Below are 18,209 nucleotides of genomic sequence, written 5' to 3' on the forward strand. Positions count from 1 at the left end.
CAGTAGCCGCATCTCCTCCCGCACTTCTCCGCGAGCATTGTGACCATTGCGTCGCATTTTTGGCGGGGAAACAAATTTCTAAGATTCATGACATACTATAACACAAAGTGATGGCTTGGCACCGAGCAGTTGTGGCATTAGCAGCCTTCGGGCAAGCAGCCAGGGACCTATAGTAGATGTCGGGACGTTATTTCGGAACGGATGGTATTCGCGGTCGCGCGAACAAGTTCCCAATGACGGCGGAAATCGCCATGAAGGTTGGCATGGCCGCCGGTCTTTCCTTCCAGCGCGGCAGTCACCGTCATCGGGCTGTTCTCGGCAAGGACACCCGGCTTTCGGGCTATATGATCGAGAACGCGCTGGTGGCCGGCCTGTGCGCTTCCGGCATGGATGTGTTCCTGCTCGGCCCGATCCCGACGCCGGGCGTTGCCATGCTGGTGCGCTCGCTGCGCGCCGACATCGGCGTGATGATCTCCGCCTCGCACAATCCTTACTATGACAACGGCATCAAGCTGTTCGGTCCGGATGGTTACAAACTCTCCGACGAGATCGAGGAGCGGATCGAAAGCATGCTCGACGAAGACGTCGAGTTGGCTTTGGCCGACTCCGACAGCCTCGGCCGCGCCAAGCGCGTCGATGGCGTGCACGACCGCTACATCGAATTCGCCAAGCGCACCTTGCCGCGCGCCATGTCGCTGTCGGGCCTGCGTATTGTTGTCGATTGCGCCAACGGCGCCGGCTACAAGGTCGCGCCCTCCGCACTCTGGGAACTCGGAGCCGACGTCGTCGCCATCAATGTCGAGCCGAACGGTTTCAACATCAACAAGGAATGCGGCTCCACCCATCCGGCCGAACTGCAGAAGAAGGTGCATGAAGTCCGCGCCGACATCGGCATTGCGCTGGACGGCGATGCCGATCGCGTCGTTATCGTCGACGAGAACGGCGTTGTCGTCGATGGCGACCAGATCATGGCGCTGATCGCGGAATCCTGGCACCAGAACGGCCGCCTGGCCGGCGGCGGCGTGGTTTCCACCATCATGTCCAATCTCGGCCTCGAGCGCTTCCTGACCGGCATGAAGCTGCAGCTTCATCGCACCAAGGTCGGCGACCGCTACGTCGTAGAACACATGCGCGCGAATGGCCTCAATGTCGGCGGCGAGCAGTCCGGCCACATCGTGCTGTCTGATTTCTCGACCACGGGCGACGGCCTGGTTTCCGCTCTGCAGGTGCTCGCTTGCGTCAAGCGCCAGAACCGTCCGGTCAGCGAACTGCTCAAGAAGTTCGAGCCGGTGCCGCAATTGCTGAAGAATGTCCGTTTTTCGGGCGGCAAGCCGCTTGAGGAAGCACCGGTCAAGGCTGCGATCGAAGAGGCGCAGAACCGCCTTGGCAAGAAAGGTCGCCTAGTCATTCGTCCTTCCGGCACCGAGCCGCTCATCCGCGTCATGGCGGAAGGCGACGATCCGAAGCTCGTCGAAGAAGTCGTCAACGACATTGTCGGCGTGATCTCCGAGACGCGCAGCGCCGCCTGAAGTCAGTCCGCTTTCCATTCATTACTAGGGCGTTCCCGTTTTTCGCGGAAACGCAGAGCTGCCCTAGCTCGCAATTCCGGGCATAAAAGCGTTACTGCTGCAGGTTCGTCCCGCTGAATCACGCCACCCGCTGGGGCGGGTCGTGTGCGTTCTGGTGAAGTCTTTTCAGCGGCATTTCGAGAAAATTCTAAGCGAGTATAGTTAACTGATACGGTTAAACGCCTTTTAACCTTTGCAATTCATTATCCACATCCGAGGTCAATCATGTTCGGGCGCGATCCGTGCTCCGACGTCTCAAGGGTGACAAGGATGTACAATTTCGGAAGGAAGGCAGCCGTTGCCGGCTTGCTGCTGTCCGGCCTCGCCGCGCCGGCATTGGCGGCGGATCTGGCCGAGCCGCCGGTGGTGGAAGCGCCACCGATCGCGCAGCCGGTCTATGAAGAAGCCGATTATGGCGGCTGGTACATCCGTGGCGATCTCGGTTATCGCAAATCCAATATGAGCAGCCCGGAATACGTCCTTCCTTTCGGACAGGTCGGTACTTTCGACACGCACAAGCTGAAGGGCGGCTTCTCGATCGGCGGCGGCGTCGGTTACCAGGTCACCAAATACTTCCGCACGGATCTGACGCTGGATTACTGGTCGAAGAGCAAGTTCAACGGCAGCACGTCGGGCTACTGCGGAACGGGCCTGCCCTGTACCTCGAGCGACACCAGTTCCTATTCGGCGTTGCTTCTGCTGGCCAACGCCTATGTCGACATCGGTACCTGGCACGGCATCACGCCTTATGTCGGCGCCGGTATCGGTGGTGCGAATCTCAAGTGGAATACGCTGGTCAACAAGGATCCGGACGGCGAGTTCGAGCACGAAGGCAAGAAGAGCTGGCGTTTCGCCTATGCGCTCATGGCCGGTGCTTCCTACTGCCTGACCGACACCACCAAGCTCGATGTCGGCTACCGCTACAGCCATATCAATGGCGGCGGCATGTTCGGCTACAAGGTTGGCGGCGGCCCTGGCTTCGACAAGGGCATCAACACGCATGAAGTGCGTGCCGGCCTGCGCTACCAGTTCGGTGGCCGCTCGGACTGCGCGCCGCCTCCGCCCGTTTATGTGCCGGAACCGGAGCCGGTCTACACGAAGTAATCCCTGCCTCGACAATTTGAGAACCCGCCCGGCACAGCCGGGCGGTTTTTCGTTCCAGAGCAATTCCGGGAAAAGTGTGCAACGGTTTTCCCGGAATTGCGTAAACGCTCTGGCGAAGCGATTTGCTTGCCGATCACCACCCCAGCCACAGCGCGATCAGCGCCAGTGCGGCCGGGATGGCCTGGATGTAGAGGATCTTGCGGTTTGCCGTTGCGGCACCGTAGAGACCGGCAACCACGACACAGGCGAGGAAGAAGGTCTTCACCGCGAAGCCCGCCTCTCCAAGGTACAGCCCCCAGGCAAGGCCGGCAGCCAGGAAGCCGTTGTAGAGGCCCTGATTGGCCGCCAACACTTTCGAGGCCGCTGCGAATTCAGGGGTCAGCCCGAAAGCTTTGTGGCCGCGCGGCGTGTCCCACAGCACCATCTCCAGATAGACGATGTAGACGTGGATCAGCGCGACCACGCCGATCAATATGTTTGCGATCATTGTTCCCCCTTTGCCTCTTTATCCAGGTGATGTTCCTGCAAGCGGGCTTATCGCGCAAGCCGCCTGGATGGGGTTGCCATGGCGCGCCGCTTGATGTCTGTTCGCGCCGACCCCTTTCATAATCGCTGGTGAAGCAATGTCGTTCAAGAAACTGGATGAACTCGGCCGCAAGCTCGAGGCGCTGGAGCATGCTCAGGCCATCCTGGGCGCTGACGAAGCCACCCACATGGCTGTTGGTGGAGGCGAGAAACGCGCCGAGGCCATGGCGACGCTGGCCGGCATGTATCATCGCCAGGCCACCGCGCCGGAAGTCGCGGATTGGATTGCTGCCGCCAAGGCCGAGCGCCTCGATGAAGATCAGCAGGTGGCGCTGCGCGAGTTCGAACGCCAGCATATCAACCTGACGTGCCTGCCCGCGGAATTCGTAGAGCGGCAGACGGCGGCACGGCTGCGTTCGGAACAGCTGTGGCGGGAATTGCGCGCCAAAAACGATTGGGCCGGCTTTCGTCCGGCACTCGAAAACATCGTCGCGCTGGTACGCGAGGAGGCTGGATTGCGAGCGGCTGTCCTCAAGCTGTCGCCCTATGACGCGCTGATGGAGCAGTATGATCCCGGCAATCGCGCCGCGGACGTCACTCCGGTTTTTGCCGAACTCAAGACCTTTCTGAAAGATTTCGTGCCGGAGGCCCTGGCAGTCCAGAGTGAAAGACTGGCGGAACGGCCTTTGAAGCCATTGTCGGGAGTCTATCCGATCGACAGGCAGCGCGAACTGGGGCTGGCCATGATGGCTGCCGTCGGGTTCGACCTCAATCATGGCTCGCTTTCGGTATCGCATCATCCGTTCTGTGGCGGTGTGCCGACCGATGTGCGCATCACCACCCGCTACAAGACATCGGATTTCCTGTCGGCGCTGATGGGTGTGCTGCACGAGACCGGTCATGCGCTGTACGAACAGAATCTGCCCAAGGAGTGGTCGAACTGGCCGCTCGGCAAGGCGCGTGGCATGGCCGTGCACGAAAGCCAGAGCCTGTTCGTGGAAAAGCAGCTCGGCCGCAATCCGGCGTTCTGGCGTTGGGCCCTGCCGGTGGTCGAGAAACATCTCGGCGAAGCCTGGACGCTGGAAGATCTTCTGCCGCATGTGCATCGTGTCGAGCGCGGGCTGATCCGCGTCGATGCCGATGAAGTCACCTATCCGCTGCATGTCATTCTGCGCTTCGAACTCGAACAGGATCTGGTTGCGGGCCGGCTCGAAGTCGCGGACCTGCCCGAGGCGTGGGATGCCAAGATGCGTGACTATCTGGGTCTTTCCACCATCGACAATGCCGCCGACGGGCCGATGCAGGACGTTCACTGGCCTTCGGCAGCCTTCGGTTATTTCCCTTCCTATACGCTGGGCGCGATGATGGCCGCGCAGCAATGGGCAGCCTTGACCAAGGAGCATCCGTCTGCCGATGAGGAGATCGCTCGTGGCAATTTCGATGCGGTCAATGCCTGGCGCCGACAGCACATCTGGTCGCAGGCCTCGCGCTATTCAACGCCCGAACTGCTGGAGCGCGCCACCGGTGAAAAGCTGAACGCGGCGCATTTCATCACGCATCTGAAGCGGCGTTACGGCAGGTGACAGATTTCGTGCCGTCAGGAACAATGCTGCGTCAGCGACTTTTCAGGATCGTACTGTAGGTGACCGACCGCGATCTTCTTTCGACCGCCCAGCAGGTCGCTTCGGCCATCACCCAGGCTGTGCGTGGTGGTCATCTCGTGCCCGGCCAGCGCCTTACCGAGACCGAACTCGCGTCGCGGCACGGCGTGTCGCGGTCTTCCGTACGGGAGGCTTTTCAGCGGCTGACGGCGGACGGGCTCCTGGCCTTCGAACCCAACCGAGGGGTGACGGTGCGCCGGTTGTCGCGGAAGGAGGTCGACGACCTGTTTGCCGTTCGTGGTGCCCTGGAAGCCTTGGCCGTCGGCCTTGCTTTGCCGGTGCTGCAGGCTGCACCAGCCAGGCTGCAGGCATTGCAAGCCGAGATGGATGAGGCCGTTTCGGCAAACGACATGGCGAAATTCTCCGACGCCAACACGCGGTTTCACGCGCTGTTTCCGGACGTTGCCGGCAATGCCGTCCTGAGCGAGACGCTGACCAGGCTGGCCAACTCGCTCTATTGGCTGCAGTTCCGCATGCTGGTCGGCCGCGAGGATGTCTTTGCCAGCAATGCGGAACATCGGCGGATCGTCGAGGCCGTTGCGACTGGAGACAGGCAAACTGCGGAAACCGCGATGCGCGAGCATGTCGTCGCATCGGGGCGGCTCATCCAGAGGCTGTCCGACGATCATTTCGCATCAGCCTGAACGGTTTGACCAAGGATCGGCTTGCGCATTTCTCGATTGTCGGACAATATTGTTGGACAATCTGAGGAGTGTTGTGCGATGAAGCCTACCACGAGCTACCAGCCGATCCCGCTGCCGGACTTCCGGGAGCTGCCGGTGGAGGCGATGCGAGCCAATGCGGAAGCCTTCTACGCGGAAATGCGTGCGCGCCATACGGTGCGCGAATTCTCCACCAGGCCAGTGCCGCGCGACATCATCGAAACCTGCATCCTGGCGGCCGGCACGGCACCGAACGGCGCCAACCATCAGCCGTGGCACTTCGCGGTGATCGGTGATCCCTCGATCAAGAAACGCATCCGCGAGGCGGCCGAGATCGAGGAACGCGCCTTCTATGAGGGCAGGGCCGGGGAAGAGTGGCTGGCTGCGCTGGCACCGCTCGGCACCGACGCGGACAAGCCCTTCCTGGAGGAGGCGCCCTGGCTCATCTGCATCTTCGGCGAACGCCGCAGCCGCTCCGCCGATGGCGTCATGCGCAAGAACTACTACGTACCGGAATCGGTCTCGATCGCGACGGGCTTCCTGATCACCGCCATCCATCGCGCCGGCCTCGTCGCGCTGACGCACACGCCGAACCCGATGAGCTTCCTGAACGAGATCTGCGGCCGCGACCCGCACGACAAGCCCTACATCCTGATGGTCGTCGGCTATCCAAAGGAAGGTGCCACCATTCCGCAACATGCGGTCGAGAAGAGACCGTTGGCGGAGATCGCGACCTTTCTCTGATCCGGAGCAAATTCCAGGAAAGAGCAATGAGCGAGAGCGTTTCCAGGAAAGCGGAAACGCCCTCGACCGGCTGGAAGACGATTTTCCGGCAACTGTCTCTTTCGATCCGGCGCGTCAGGCGGCATGCTGTCGGGTCTAGAATAAAGCCGGATGCGGAGGCCGCCTTGTCGCTGACCAATCAGGACCTGATCGAACTCACGGCCTGGCGCCGCCAATTGCATCGGCATCCGGAAATCTCCAACGAAGAAGAGGCGACCGCCAGGGAAGTGGTCGCCTTTCTCGCCGATACCGGGCCTGACAAGGTGCTGACGGGACTTGGCGGGCATGGCGTCGCCATGGTCTATGACAGCGGCAAACCGGGTCCGACAGTGCTGTTCCGCTCCGAGATTGATGCATTGCCTATCGAGGAACTGTCCGGTGCGGAACATTCGTCGCTGGTGCCAGGCAAGTCTCATATGTGCGGTCATGACGGACATACCGCGATCCTGGCCGCGCTTGGCCGTCAGTTCGGACGCAGTCGCTCGCAAAAGGGACGTGTCGTCCTGATGTTCCAGCCCGCAGAAGAGACTGGCGATGGGGCAGTCGGCGTGATCGCCGATCCGCGCTTTGACGAGATCGCTCCGGACTTTTCCTTCTCGCTGCACAACCTGCCGGGCATCCCGTTTGGTGAGGTGCGGTTGAAGCCTGGCGTTGTCAACTGCGCCTCGCGTGGCATGCGTATCGTGCTGGAAGGCAAGACGGCGCATTCCTCGATGCCCGAAACCGGCACGTCGCCCATGCTGGCGATCAGCCAACTGATGCCCGCGCTGGCGAAGCTCGGCGGGGGCGCCTTCAGCGACGATGATTTCGGCATGGTCACCGTCACCCACGCGACGATGGGCGAGGCGGTGTTCGGCGTCGCTCCTGGCCGAGCGGAAGTATGGGCGACCTTGCGCACGCGGCTGGACGATCGCATGGCGGGCCTGTGTGCTTCTGGCGAGGCGCTGGTGGCACAGATCGCCGGCGAAGCCGGGCTGGTCTTCTCAATCGACTATCACGAAATCTTTGTTGCGAGCATGAATGCACCGGTGGCGGTCGAGCACCTGCACACCGCGCTCGAGCAGGAGAATGTCCCCTACAGTGAAGACAGCCTGCCAATGCGGGCATCCGAGGACTTCGGCATCTTTGGGCGCGGCGCGCCCTCGGCGATGTTCTTCCTGGGGGCCGGCGAACGTCATCCGGCCTTGCACAACCCCGACTATGATTTTCCAGACGATCTGATCCCGATCGGGTCGAGGATTTTCATGCGCGCCGCGCGCAACCTGCTGGGATAGGTGGCTATTCCGCCGCACCCACAAAGGCGCTGGCTCCGGTTTCGAACTGCAGTTTCGCGAGCCTGGCGTAGATGCCACCCTTGGCAACGAGGCTCTTGTGTGTGCCTTCCTCGACGATGCGTCCGCCGTCGATGACAAGGATGCGGTCGGCCTTGAGCACAGTCGCCAGCCGGTGCGCGATGACAAGCGTGGTGCGGCCGCGCATCAGGTGCTCGAGCGCCTCCTGCACGAGGGTTTCGCTTTCAGCGTCGAGTGCCGAAGTCGCTTCGTCGAGCAGCAGGATCGGCGCGTCGCGCAGGATGGCACGGGCAATGGCGATGCGCTGGCGCTGTCCACCGGACAGGGTGACGCCACGTTCGCCGACCGGCGTGTCGTAGCCTTTCTGCAGCTTGAGGATGAATTCCTCGGCTAGGGCTGCCTTGGCGGCAGCCTCGATTTCGGCGTTACCGGCACCCGGCCTGCCGAAGGCAATGTTGTCGCGCACGCTGGCGGCAAAGATGGTGACATCCTGCGGCACAATGGCGATGCGCTGGCGCAGCGCCAGCGGATCCGTCTCAGTCAGATCGATGCCGTCCAGCTTCACCGCGCCGGTTTCGGGATCGTAAAAACGCAGGATCAGCGAAAACACCGTACTCTTGCCGGCGCCCGACGGGCCAACGATGGCGACTGTCTCGCCGGGCTTAACCGAAAAGCTCAAGCCGTGCACGGCGGCACGGTCGGGCCTTGCCGGATAGGAGAAGGTAACATCGTCGAACTCGATCGCGCCCTTGGCCTTGGCAGGCAATGGACGCGGCTGTGCCGGAGCTTCAATGCCGGGCTTCTCGGCAAGGATCTCGGTGAGGCGTTCGGCGGCGCCCGCCGCTTGCGACAGTTCGCCCCACACTTCCGAGAGCGCGCCGAGGGCGCCGGCCGCGAAGACCGAATAGAGCAGGAACTGGCCGAGCGTCCCGGGCGACAGCGTGCCGTCGAGCACATCGCGCGAGCCGAACCACAGAACTGCGACCACCGACGAGAACACCATGAAGATGGCGAAGAAGGTGAGCAGCGCGCGGGCGAGCACGGAAGCACGGGCGGCGGCGAAGGCGGCCTCGACCGAGGCGGAAAAACGGCCGGTGACCAGCCCTTCATTGGTGAAGGCCTGCAGCGTACGCACGGCGCCGATCTGTTCGCTGGCATAGGCGGTGGCGTCGGCCAGCGTATCCTGCGCCTGTCTGGACCGACGGCGCACCGAACGGCCGAAGGCAACCAGTGGCAGAACGATGACGGGGATTGCCGCAATGACGAGGCCGGAGAGTTTCGGGCTGGTCACCACCATCATTGCCAGCGCGCCGAGACCGAGAATGACATTGCGCAGCGCCACCGACGCAGTTGCGCCTACCGCCGATTTCACCTGCGTGGTGTCGGCAGCCAGTCGTGAGACGATCTCGCCCGACTGCGAGGTGTCGAAAAAGGCGGGTGACAAAGTGGTGACGTGCGAAAATACGTCGCGGCGAATATCGGCGACGACGCGTTCGCCAAGGGTGATGACGAAATAATAGCGGCCAGCGGAGGCCAGCGCGAGCACCGCCGCCATGACCATCAGCATGCCGAAATAGCTGGCGATGAAGGCGGAATCGGAACTGGAGAAACCGTTGTCGATCATGCGCCGCACGGCAAGCGGCAGCGCCAGTGTGGTGATGGCTGCCAGCACCAGCGAAATACCGGCACCGATCACCAGGCCGCGATAGCGGGTGATATAGGGAAACACGCGCCGAAGCGGTTGGAGCGAGCGTCTACGCTCGTCGGCGCTGATAGTGTCCGCCATCGTCCCGGTTCCTGTCCGAATTGGCTCCGGCGCGGCCTTGTGATTCAATTTCGCCTGTTGTATAGGCACGCCGACCGTTTTTGAAGCCGTGGCTCCTCAATAGCTGCGGCTTCGAGTTTTAAAAAGGGGCGCATCGCCGCAGGGCCGCCGTCCCAGCTAGCCAGGACAAGAGCGATGAAGGCTGACATCCATCCCGATTACCACACCATCAAGGTCGTCATGACCAATGGCACCGAATACCAGACCCGTTCGACCTGGGGCAAGGAAGGCGATACGATGAACCTCGACATCGATCCTTCCACGCATCCGGCATGGACCGGCGGCCAGCAGACGCTGCTCGACCGCGGTGGCCGTCTGTCGAAGTTCAAGAACAAGTTCGCCAATCTCGGCATCTAAGCCGGAACGCGATATGGATACAAAAACCCGCCCTCTGGGCGGGTTTTTTGTTGCACCCCACGTGCGGGTTGCTTCGGAACGTGAACTGGCCGATCCTGCCGTCGGGGGCAGGGAGGTCATGTGACTGATACCGCTCTGCATTTCGATGATGCGCGTCGCCGGATCAAAGCCATCTTCATCGGTTCGATCGGCAATCTGGTCGAATGGTACGATTTCTACGCCTATACGGCGTTTGCGCTTTATTTCGCGCCGGCCTTCTTTCCATCGCATGACCCCGTCGTCCAGCAACTGAACGCCGCGACACTGTTTGCTGCCGGCTTCATCGTGCGGCCGCTTGGTGGATGGCTTTTCGGTCATATCGCTGACCGTTATGGGCGACGGCTTTCGCTCACCATTTCAGTGCTGATGATGTGTTTCGGTTCGCTGATCATCGCGTTTACGCCGACCTATGCGACGATCGGCTTTGCCGCGCCGGTGCTCCTGGCGCTGGCTCGCGTCATAGAAGGTCTCAGCCTCGGCGGCGAATACGGCGCGAGCGCCACCTATCTCAGCGAGGTCGCCGACCCCAACCACCGCGGCTTCTACTCCAGCTTCCAGTACGTCACGCTGATCGGCGGGCAGCTGTGCGCGATCCTGGTCCTGCTGCTCTTGCAGAATGTGTTCCTGACGCACGCGCAACTGGTCGACTGGGGCTGGCGTATTCCCTTTGTCATCGGTGCCCTGCTGGCCATCTTCTCTGCGGTGATGCGCCGGCAACTCCACGAGACCGAGGCCTTCGTGGCGACGACGTCGTCACAGAAGCGCGAAGGCTCGCTGCGTGGGCTGAGGAAGTTCCCGCGCGAAGTGGCGATCGTGGTTGGGCTCACCGCCGGCGGTACGGCCGCTTTCTACACATTCACCACCTATATGCAGACTTTCGTCAAGCAGACGGTCGGCTTTTCGGATCTAACCACGACCTACGTGATTGCCGGGTCGCTGATCTTCGCGGCGATCCTGCAGCCGATCTATGGGCTGATCTCCGACCGCATCGGGCGCAAGCCGTTGCTGATCTTCTTCGGCGTCGCCGGCACCATTTTGACGGTGCCGATCTTGACAATGCTGTCGACGACGACGTCGCCCTTCGTCGCCTTCCTGCTGATCTGCGGTGCCTGGATCTTCACCGCTGGCTACACATCGATCAACGCGGTGGTCAAAGCCGAACTGTTCCCGACTGCGGTGCGTGCCACCGGCGTCGGCGTGCCCTACGCATTGACGGTGTCGATCTTTGGCGGCACTGCACCAGCAATCGCGCTCTGGTTCAAACAGCAGGGCCACGAGCAGTGGTTCTATTATTATCTGGCGGCCGTCATCTTCGTCTCGCTGCTGGTCTATTCGACCATGCGCGACACCAAGCATGTATCCGCAATGGACGAACGCGCGGCGTCAGCTGTGGGCTAACTCGCTCAGCGCCATGCGCTTGTAAGCGGTAACCAGACGGTCGCCCTCGGCACGATCGACCGACACCGCAAGGCGCATGGTCGCTTCGCCGAGTTGCCAGATCAGGAAGGCTGAGGTTTCGAGAGCTGCCGGATCTTCATCCGGGTGCAGGCGCTTGAGAACGGCAAGCAGCATGCCGGCATTCGCGCGGCTGTGGGCGAGTTCGAGCTCGCGCAACGCCTTGTCGGCCTGCGTGCCCGACCAGATGTCCCGCATCACTGGTTCGGCGAGGAAGATGCCGTAGTAGGTATCGACCAGTTCGGAAAAGGCTTTTTCCAGGGCCTTGCCGTCTTTCACGCTGGCCAGGGCTTCGGCGATGCATGCCTCGCTTTCCTTCTGGTAGCGGTCGGCGAGGGCGCGGATGATGGCGCTCTTGTCGGGAAAGAACTGGTAGAGCGAGCCGATCGACACACCAGCCTTCTCCGCCACTTCACCCATACGCAGGGCATCGCTGCCCTTTTCCGCGATCAGCGCCGAAGCGACGGCGAGCATGCGCTCCACCCGTTCGCGGCTACGCTTCTGCGTCGGCTCGCGGCGCGGGCCCGGCGTGTCCTGGGCGATGGTCGATACGCTGTCCATGATCTCTCCTCGAATGCCACCCGGCTCGCGTCCGAAAATTCCTGCTTGACTAATCTAATATGAGGATTTATCACATTTTGCAAACGCGAGGGTTGCTCACGTTTGTGACATGGAGAGAAACATGACCAGCATGACATCAAGGCCTGTCCTGATCCTCGGCGGCACCGGCAAGACCGGCCGCAGGTTGGCCGAACGGCTTGAAGCAAAGAACATTCCGGTCCGCATCGGTTCGCGTTCGGCAAGCCCGGCCTTCGACTGGACGGACAAGGCAAGCTGGGCAGGTGCCCTCGAAGGCATCGGCGCCGTCTACATCAGCTACTATCCCGACATTGCCGTGCCCGGCGCAGCGGAAACCGTCGAGGAATTCGCCAGGCTGGCCGTGAGCCGCGGTGTACGCCGGCTGGTGCTTCTCTCCGGCCGCGGCGAACCGGAGGCGCAGCGCGCGGAAGAGATGGTGAAGGCCACCGGCGCCGACTGGACGATCCTGCGTTGCGCCTGGTTCGCACAGAATTTTTCCGAAGGTGCCTTCCTGGATGGCGTGCTGGCGGGACAGATTTCCATCCCCGCTGCCGAGATCGGGGAGCCCTTTGTCGATGTCGACGATATTGCGGACGTGGCGGCGGAAGTCCTGTCGAACGATGGCCATGTCGGTGAACTGTACGAGCTTACCGGACCGCGGCTTCTGACGTTCCGTGAAGCCGTCGCCGAGATCTCCAATGCCGCTGGCCGCGACGTGCGCTTCAGCCGCGTCTCGCCGGAAGCATTCAGGGCTGAACTCGAGGCCTATGAAACGCCGGCCGATGTCGTGTGGCTGCTCGACGAACTGTTCGGACAGGTGCTCGACGGCCGAAACGAACACGTCACCGACGGTGTCCAGCGGGCTCTTGGCCGTGGACCCAAAGACTTTTCCGACTATGTGCGCGAAACTGCCGCCACCGGCGTGTGGCATGTGAAACTCTGAGAGGGAGAGAAAGATGTTTGCTCAGATCGTAATCGCCATCACTTTCATTGCCGCGCTTGGCAGCGGCCTCATGGCGGGCCTGTTCTTCGCCTATTCCAATTCGGTCATGCCGTCGCTGGCACAAGTGCCGGTCCCGCAGGGCGTGCTGGCCATGAACACCATCAACACGGTGATCCAGAACCCGCTGTTCCTGTCCATCTTCATGGGCACGGCATTGCTGGCACTCTTCCTCGTACTGGCCGCCCTGCTCGGCTGGGGCGTCGCCCGACCAAGCTGGGTGCTGATTGGTGCTGCGCTCTATATCGTCGGCAACATCATCGTCACCATGGTCATCAACGTTCCGATGAACGATGCGCTGGCTGCAACCGCCCCCGACAGCCAGGCTGCCGCGCAGCTGTGGGCCATCCACCTCGATCGCTGGGTGTTCTGGAACCATGTACGCACCTTCGCATGCACCGGTGCGCTGGCGGCTTTCATAGCGGCGTTGATGTAAGTCGGTCACCCTTGCCGAAAAGACCCGCTGTCTCCTGTCGAGGCGGCGGGTCTTGCCGTTTGGCAGCCACGGCGTTCAGTCGGCGCCAGGCTTCTTGCGGTCCGAATGGCCGAGGTCGCGCTCGGGGTCGATCACGTCGCGCACCAGCTGCTTCAATTTGGCAGCGTCCGGGAAACCGCCGTCGCGCTTGCGCTCCCAGATCAGGTCCTCGTTGCAGGTGATGGTGAAGATGCCGCCCGTTCCCGGCACCAGGACCACTTCGCCGAGGTCCGTGGCGAAAGTCGACAGCAGTTCCTGCGCCATCCAGCCGGCCCGCAGCAGCCACTGGCACTGCGTGCAATAGGTGATGACGATGCGGGGACGAGGAGCGTCGGTCATCAAAACCTCGTGGAGCGACGACAAAGGAAAACGCCCCGGCGTGCGGGGCGTTTTTGATTCAGGCTGCGCTGAGCTTGGCCAGCGTGGCGTCGTCGACCTCGAAATTGGCGTAGACGTTCTGGACGTCGTCGTCGTCCTCGAGCGTTGCCACCAGCTTCATCAGCGACTGGGCGCGTTCCTCGTCGACCGGAATGTTGTTCTGGGGCCGCCAGATGGCTTTCACCGATTCCGCTTCGCCGAGTGCCCCTTCCAGGGCCTTGGACACTTCGCCGAGATTTTCGAAGGCGCAGTAGATGGTGTGGCTTTCCTCGTCGGTTTCGACGTCGTCCGCACCGGCTTCGATCGCCGCTTCCATCACCTTGTCGTCGCTGCCGACCTTGGCCGGGTACACGATCTCGCCGATGCGATCCCACATGAACGAGACCGAGCCGGTTTCGCCGAGTGCACCGCCGGCCTTGGTAAAGGCGGCACGCACGTTGGATGCGGAGCGGTTGCGGTTGTCGGTGAGTGCCTCGACGATAAGCGCGATGCCGCCGGGGCCGTAGCCTTCATAGCGCACTTCCTCGTAGTTCTCGGCGTCGCCGCCGGAAGCCTTGGAGATGGCGCGTGCGATGTTGTCCTTCGGCATCGACTCGGCCTTGGCATTCTGGATCGCCAGGCGCAGGCGCGGGTTCATCGCAGGATCGGGCAGTCCCTGCTTGGCGGCGACGGTGATTTCGCGGGCCAGCTTGGAAAAGATCTTCGAGCGGACCGCGTCCTGGCGGCCCTTGCGATGCATGATGTTCTTAAATTGTGAATGGCCTGCCATGGCACCCCTGTGGTCGTTTGCGGCTGTCGAACCGTCATGCGCCGTGATAGCGCGCCAAAAACGATCTGACACATTGATCGGGCAGCGGTTGCGATCCGATGCCGGGATGGCGGGCTTATAAATAAATCGGCTCAAAACGTCCAGATATGCCGGGGCCGCGCAAAGAAGCGTGATCAATACCCCGCCTTGATCTTTTCGAACTCGGCGACCATGCGCTGTTTCAGGTTCGTCGGCAGCGGTTGCTGGAACAGCGTCTTGTCGAGGAAGGCATCGAGATTGTCGAAGCCGCGCTCGCTGAGCACTTTCTTGTCGATTGCCGCCATGCCGGCGGCATTGCCATGGCCATAGCCGAAGGTCGAGACCAGGTGACTGGAAACGTTCGGCGCGTTGACGGCGCTCAGGAAGTCATAGGCTTCGTCGACATGCTGGGCATCCTTCAGGATCGCATAACCGCATACCCAGGTGGATAACCCCTCCTTGGTGTCGCGGTTCATTTCCAGCGGCACGCCCTGGCCTCTCAGCGTGACATAGGTTTCGGCCCAACCCCAGGCGAGGTCGATCTCACCGCCGGTGAAGGCCTGGTTGATCGAGGTGTCGTCGGTCCAATAGAAGCGGACATTCTTGTGCACCTGACGCAGGAAGTCGGAAGCCTCCTTGAACTGCGCATCCGTCATCTGGGTCCAATCTTTCAGGCCGATCACCAACGCGGCCAGCGCATAGGCGTCATCGACATTGTCGCCAATGGTGACGCGGCCAGTGAATTTCGGATCCGCAAAGATGCGCAGGGTCCTGGCGTCTTCGGGCGTGACCTTGTCGGTGCGATAGATCAGGGACGAAGTGCCCCAGTCGAACGGCAGCAGCCATGCCTTGCCGTCGCCGGTGGTGACCAGATCCTTCATCTTCATCAGGCCAGGGTTGATGTCCTTCCAGCCGGTGATCCTCGACGTGTCCAGCGGCTGGAGCAGGCCGGCCTCGCGCCATTTGACCACGCTCTGCGCACAAGGATGAACGACATCGGCCTTGAAGCCGGCGCGCATCTTCTCGAAGGCCTCGTCTTCGTCGCCAAAGAAGGAAAAGCTCGGCTCCGCTCCCTGCTTGGCAGCGTAGTCGGCATGCAGCAGCGGATCCTCATAGCCGGACCAGTCGAAGACGACGAGGTCACCGCCGGCAGCAATTGCCGTGGTTGCGGCAGCGGCCAAGGCCGTTGCCAGGATCATGCGGCGAAAAGTGAAGGCCATGACGCGAGAGCTCCCCGATCGCAAAACGGCACGTCCATCAACGGTAGAGCAGTTTTCGCCGGCTGACGAGGGGCGTCGCTTACCGGAACAGTTCCGGCGGATGTGCGCTGCAGAACCACTTCATGCCAGCGGATCAACGCCTACCGGCGGGTCGAGAGTTTCCAGAACCATTTCCGCGGCGATGCGGCCACTGATGATGGCGCCCTCGACATAGCCTGGGAACGAGGGCGACAGTTCCGAGCAGGCGAAGTGAATAGGCGGCAAGCCGGCACGAAGCACTGCCTCGGCGTCGTGAGCGGAAAAATCGGCGACGATATCGCTGTAGCCACCGCCGCTCCAGGGATCGCCGCTCCAGTCGCGAGCCGAGAAGTCGAGCGTGTCGCGCGCTTCGTCTCCAAGTGCGGCCGCCAGCCTATCCAGCACTTCCGCCTGCAATCCTGCCACGCCCAGTTCGCGCAAGCGCAATGCCAGCGGCCCACCGGCAAAAACCACCAGGGCCGGGTGGTCCTCGTCGGGGCTGGTGTCACAGGCAAACAGCCCGTGGAGGTCGCGCCACAGGACCATGCCGTTGCAGCCGCGATCGCGCCAGAAGGCTCGAGCATAACGAAGACGCATCTTGACGACGGCGCCGCTGCGCCAGGCACCAAGCGCCTTGGCGAGGGTTGCCGGCAGCGGTGGTGAAAAGACGATGTTGTTCGCCATCGCCGGAGGGACGGCAATGACGAGATGCCGTGCCTGCAACAGACCTTGGGGCGTGACCACGGTCACGGCATCGCCACCGTGCCGGACTTCACCTACCGGTGCCGAAAGCCGGATGCGGTCGCCAAGGTCCGCGGCCAGATCCTCGGCCAGCGCATGCATCGTCTCGCCCAGGAAATATTGCAGCTCCGAGACCTCATTGGTGATGCGACGATCGTTGTCGACAAGATACCAGACCGGGATGGCATCGGTTGGCTGACACCAAAGGCCTTCGACCGTCGAACAGAAGGCCGATTTGGCGTGCACGCCGTCTGGTTGCCGTTGCAGCCAGTCCCATACGCTGAGGTTGCGAACCGCCGGGTCAGCCGGATCGATCGCATTCATGCGATCGCGTATTGCAACGTTGGCGTCCCATAGCGCCTGGCCATCGTCTTCCGACATTTCCGGCTGCAGGGTGAAGGCGCCGTCGACCGGCGTCGTCACCAAGGTCTTGCCGTGCCGTTTCGCCAACGCCATCACTTGCGGCATGTCCTCGCACAGGAACTGCCCGCCGCTGTCGGAGTGTTCGCCGGAAGCAGTTGTCTGCATCTCGACGCGCCCGCCGACGCGCTCGCGTGCCTCCAGCACCAGCACGTCCAGTCCATCGTCGCGCAGGGCAAGCGCTGCCGAGAGACCGGCAAAACCGGCGCCGACAACGAGGACGTCGTGAACCATCAGTACCCCGCCTTGATCTTCTCGAACTCGGCGATCATCTTCTGCTTGAGTTCCGTCGGAACGGGCGACTGGAACAGCGTCTTGTCGACGAATTTGCCGACGTCGTCATAGCCTTTGTCCTGCAGCAGTTTTGCATCCACGGCAGCCATGCCCTTGGTGTTGGCCTGACCGTAGCCCCAGTCCTTCACCAGGACGTTGGCGACGTCCGGTTCGTTGATGGCGTTGAGATAATCATAAGCCTGGTCGGCGCTGCCCGGCGCATCCTTCAGGCGGACGTAACCGCAGACCCAGGTCGAAATGCCTTCCTGCGTGTCGCGCTTGGCCTTGATGGGTGAGCCAGCCAACACGGACTGTGCGGTGGCATCGTTCCAGGCCCAGGCCAGATCGATCTCGCCGCCGGTCAGCGCCTGCACGATGTTTGTGGTGTCGGTCCAGTAGAGGCGCACATTCTTGTGCACCTGGCGCAGGAAATCCGATGCCTGCTTGAACTGCTCATCGGTCATCTGGGTCCAGTCCTTGAGCCCAATGACCAGGGAGGCCAGCGCGTAGGCGTCGTCGACATTGTCGGGGATGGAGACACGACCCTGAAACTTCGGATCGGCGAGGGATTTCAGTGACTGGATGTCCTTCTCGTCGACCTTTTCGGAATTGTAGGTGAGTTGTGAATTGCCCCAATCCCAGGGCATGAACCAGGCGGTGCCGTCCTCGGAGGTGGCGAGGTTCTTCATTTTCATGATGCCCGGATTGAGGTCCTTCCAGGCGGTGATCTTCGAGGTGTCGAGCGGCTGCAGCAGGCCGGCGTCGCGCCATTTCACGACGCTTTGCGAGCAGGGATGGGCGAGGTCCGCCTTGAAGCCGGAGCGCATCTTTTCAAAGGCCTCGTCTTCGTCACCGAAGAAGGCGAAGGTCGGAGCGTCGCCATTTTTCTCGGTGTACTTCGGATGGAATTCCGGCAGCTCGTAGCCGGCCCAGTCGAAGACGATGAGATCGCTGCCGGCAGCATGCGTGGCCGCGGGGGTCATCAACGCGCCTGCCAGCGCGAATGCGGTCATCCAATGGCTGATCTTCATCTGCATTTCAGTTCCC

The 18,209-nt window shown here is 62.0% G+C and carries 18 protein-coding genes; 10 read left to right on the top strand and 8 right to left on the bottom strand.

The annotated features are described in order from the left end of the window. Positions 1-176 precede the first annotated feature (176 nt). Complete coding sequence (gene glmM, locus AC3WTO_RS13485; protein ID WP_492461237.1) at positions 177-1,529, top strand: phosphoglucosamine mutase; 1,353 nt, start codon at positions 177-179, stop codon at positions 1,527-1,529. Between the two features lie 309 nt (positions 1,530-1,838). After that, positions 1,839-2,672, top strand: a complete 834-nt coding sequence (locus AC3WTO_RS13490) for an outer membrane protein (RefSeq protein ID WP_492461238.1) — start codon at positions 1,839-1,841, stop codon at positions 2,670-2,672. A gap of 133 nt (positions 2,673-2,805) precedes the next feature. On the opposite strand, the gene AC3WTO_RS13495 is transcribed toward AC3WTO_RS13490, so the two are convergent. After that, positions 2,806-3,159, bottom strand: coding sequence for a DUF1304 domain-containing protein (locus AC3WTO_RS13495; protein WP_492461239.1), 354 nt, complete (start codon positions 3,157-3,159; stop codon positions 2,806-2,808). 136 nt (positions 3,160-3,295) lie between these two features. On the opposite strand from AC3WTO_RS13495, the gene AC3WTO_RS13500 reads away from it, so the two are divergent. The 4 genes from AC3WTO_RS13500 (at position 3,296) to AC3WTO_RS13515 (ending at position 7,577) form a co-directional block, all read left to right on the top strand. Continuing rightward, the gene (locus AC3WTO_RS13500; protein ID WP_492461240.1) at positions 3,296-4,780 is read left to right on the top strand and encodes a carboxypeptidase M32; all 1,485 of its coding nucleotides are present in this window, start codon (positions 3,296-3,298) and stop codon (positions 4,778-4,780) included. A 59-nt stretch (positions 4,781-4,839) separates the two neighbouring features. Next, entirely contained in the window at positions 4,840-5,502 is a 663-nt protein-coding gene (locus AC3WTO_RS13505; RefSeq protein ID WP_492461241.1) for a GntR family transcriptional regulator, read from the top strand. Positions 5,503-5,580: 78 nt separating this feature from the next. Further along, complete coding sequence (locus tag AC3WTO_RS13510; protein WP_492461242.1) at positions 5,581-6,264, top strand: nitroreductase family protein; 684 nt, start codon at positions 5,581-5,583, stop codon at positions 6,262-6,264. A gap of 164 nt (positions 6,265-6,428) precedes the next feature. Next, positions 6,429-7,577 (top strand): amidohydrolase, encoded by a 1,149-nt coding sequence (locus AC3WTO_RS13515; protein WP_492461542.1) that lies wholly within the window; start codon positions 6,429-6,431, stop codon positions 7,575-7,577. 4 nt (positions 7,578-7,581) lie between these two features. On the opposite strand, the gene AC3WTO_RS13520 is transcribed toward AC3WTO_RS13515, so the two are convergent. Further along, positions 7,582-9,381 (bottom strand): ABC transporter transmembrane domain-containing protein, encoded by a 1,800-nt coding sequence (locus AC3WTO_RS13520; RefSeq protein WP_492461243.1) that lies wholly within the window; start codon positions 9,379-9,381, stop codon positions 7,582-7,584. A gap of 174 nt (positions 9,382-9,555) precedes the next feature. Between AC3WTO_RS13520 and rpmE the strand changes: the two genes are divergently transcribed. Both rpmE and AC3WTO_RS13530 read left to right on the top strand, forming a co-directional pair. Next, complete coding sequence (gene rpmE / locus AC3WTO_RS13525) at positions 9,556-9,777, top strand: 50S ribosomal protein L31 (protein ID WP_024922908.1); 222 nt, start codon at positions 9,556-9,558, stop codon at positions 9,775-9,777. A 120-nt stretch (positions 9,778-9,897) separates the two neighbouring features. Further along, positions 9,898-11,214, top strand: a complete 1,317-nt coding sequence (locus AC3WTO_RS13530; protein ID WP_492461244.1) for an MFS transporter — start codon at positions 9,898-9,900, stop codon at positions 11,212-11,214. On the opposite strand, the gene AC3WTO_RS13535 is transcribed toward AC3WTO_RS13530, so the two are convergent. After that, positions 11,200-11,832 (bottom strand): TetR/AcrR family transcriptional regulator, encoded by a 633-nt coding sequence (locus AC3WTO_RS13535; protein WP_492461245.1) that lies wholly within the window; start codon positions 11,830-11,832, stop codon positions 11,200-11,202. The two genes, AC3WTO_RS13530 and AC3WTO_RS13535, sit on opposite strands and share 15 nt — an antisense overlap. 121 nt (positions 11,833-11,953) lie before the next feature. Between AC3WTO_RS13535 and AC3WTO_RS13540 the strand changes: the two genes are divergently transcribed. Together AC3WTO_RS13540 and AC3WTO_RS13545 are read left to right on the top strand one after the other, a co-directional pair. Then, the gene (locus AC3WTO_RS13540) at positions 11,954-12,793 is read left to right on the top strand and encodes an NAD(P)H-binding protein (protein WP_492461246.1); all 840 of its coding nucleotides are present in this window, start codon (positions 11,954-11,956) and stop codon (positions 12,791-12,793) included. 13 nt (positions 12,794-12,806) lie between these two features. Next, on the top strand, positions 12,807-13,286 hold the full coding sequence (locus AC3WTO_RS13545) for an anthrone oxygenase family protein (RefSeq protein ID WP_326894747.1): 480 nt from the start codon (positions 12,807-12,809) through the stop codon (positions 13,284-13,286). Positions 13,287-13,361: 75 nt separating this feature from the next. Here AC3WTO_RS13545 and AC3WTO_RS13550 read toward each other — a convergent pair whose 3' ends face one another. From AC3WTO_RS13550 to AC3WTO_RS13570, 5 genes are all read right to left on the bottom strand, one after another. Further along, on the bottom strand, positions 13,362-13,664 hold the full coding sequence (locus tag AC3WTO_RS13550) for an Rdx family protein (protein ID WP_492461247.1): 303 nt from the start codon (positions 13,662-13,664) through the stop codon (positions 13,362-13,364). A 58-nt stretch (positions 13,665-13,722) separates the two neighbouring features. Beyond that, the gene (locus AC3WTO_RS13555) at positions 13,723-14,472 is read right to left on the bottom strand and encodes a YebC/PmpR family DNA-binding transcriptional regulator (protein ID WP_054313835.1); all 750 of its coding nucleotides are present in this window, start codon (positions 14,470-14,472) and stop codon (positions 13,723-13,725) included. Positions 14,473-14,645: 173 nt separating this feature from the next. Continuing rightward, entirely contained in the window at positions 14,646-15,710 is a 1,065-nt protein-coding gene (locus AC3WTO_RS13560) for an extracellular solute-binding protein (protein ID WP_492461248.1), read from the bottom strand. A 120-nt stretch (positions 15,711-15,830) separates the two neighbouring features. Next, positions 15,831-17,123 carry a flavin monoamine oxidase family protein gene (locus tag AC3WTO_RS13565; RefSeq protein WP_492461249.1) on the bottom strand — a complete coding sequence of 431 codons (1,293 nt, stop codon included), beginning with the start codon at positions 17,121-17,123 and terminating at the stop codon, positions 15,831-15,833. After that, the gene (locus AC3WTO_RS13570; RefSeq protein ID WP_492461543.1) at positions 17,123-18,193 is read right to left on the bottom strand and encodes an ABC transporter substrate-binding protein; all 1,071 of its coding nucleotides are present in this window, start codon (positions 18,191-18,193) and stop codon (positions 17,123-17,125) included. Before AC3WTO_RS13570 ends, AC3WTO_RS13565 begins: the two co-directional genes overlap by 1 nt. Positions 18,194-18,209: the final 16 nt, after the last annotated feature.

Source organism: Mesorhizobium sp. EU05-FHT14A09, assembly GCF_058790995.1.

Coding starts and splice junctions, on each gene's coding strand:
- glmM (WP_492461237.1), top strand. CDS start 177: ATGTCGGGACGTTATTTCGGAACGGATGGTATTCGCGGTCGCGCGAAC.
- AC3WTO_RS13490 (WP_492461238.1), top strand. CDS start 1,839: ATGTACAATTTCGGAAGGAAGGCAGCCGTTGCCGGCTTGCTGCTGTCC.
- AC3WTO_RS13495 (WP_492461239.1), bottom strand. CDS start 3,159: ATGATCGCAAACATATTGATCGGCGTGGTCGCGCTGATCCACGTCTAC.
- AC3WTO_RS13500 (WP_492461240.1), top strand. CDS start 3,296: ATGTCGTTCAAGAAACTGGATGAACTCGGCCGCAAGCTCGAGGCGCTG.
- AC3WTO_RS13510 (WP_492461242.1), top strand. CDS start 5,581: ATGAAGCCTACCACGAGCTACCAGCCGATCCCGCTGCCGGACTTCCGG.
- AC3WTO_RS13520 (WP_492461243.1), bottom strand. CDS start 9,381: ATGGCGGACACTATCAGCGCCGACGAGCGTAGACGCTCGCTCCAACCG.
- rpmE (WP_024922908.1), top strand. CDS start 9,556: ATGAAGGCTGACATCCATCCCGATTACCACACCATCAAGGTCGTCATG.
- AC3WTO_RS13535 (WP_492461245.1), bottom strand. CDS start 11,832: ATGGACAGCGTATCGACCATCGCCCAGGACACGCCGGGCCCGCGCCGC.
- AC3WTO_RS13540 (WP_492461246.1), top strand. CDS start 11,954: ATGACCAGCATGACATCAAGGCCTGTCCTGATCCTCGGCGGCACCGGC.
- AC3WTO_RS13545 (WP_326894747.1), top strand. CDS start 12,807: ATGTTTGCTCAGATCGTAATCGCCATCACTTTCATTGCCGCGCTTGGC.
- AC3WTO_RS13550 (WP_492461247.1), bottom strand. CDS start 13,664: ATGACCGACGCTCCTCGTCCCCGCATCGTCATCACCTATTGCACGCAG.
- AC3WTO_RS13555 (WP_054313835.1), bottom strand. CDS start 14,472: ATGGCAGGCCATTCACAATTTAAGAACATCATGCATCGCAAGGGCCGC.
- AC3WTO_RS13560 (WP_492461248.1), bottom strand. CDS start 15,710: ATGGCCTTCACTTTTCGCCGCATGATCCTGGCAACGGCCTTGGCCGCT.
- AC3WTO_RS13565 (WP_492461249.1), bottom strand. CDS start 17,123: ATGGTTCACGACGTCCTCGTTGTCGGCGCCGGTTTTGCCGGTCTCTCG.
- AC3WTO_RS13570 (WP_492461543.1), bottom strand. CDS start 18,193: ATGAAGATCAGCCATTGGATGACCGCATTCGCGCTGGCAGGCGCGTTG.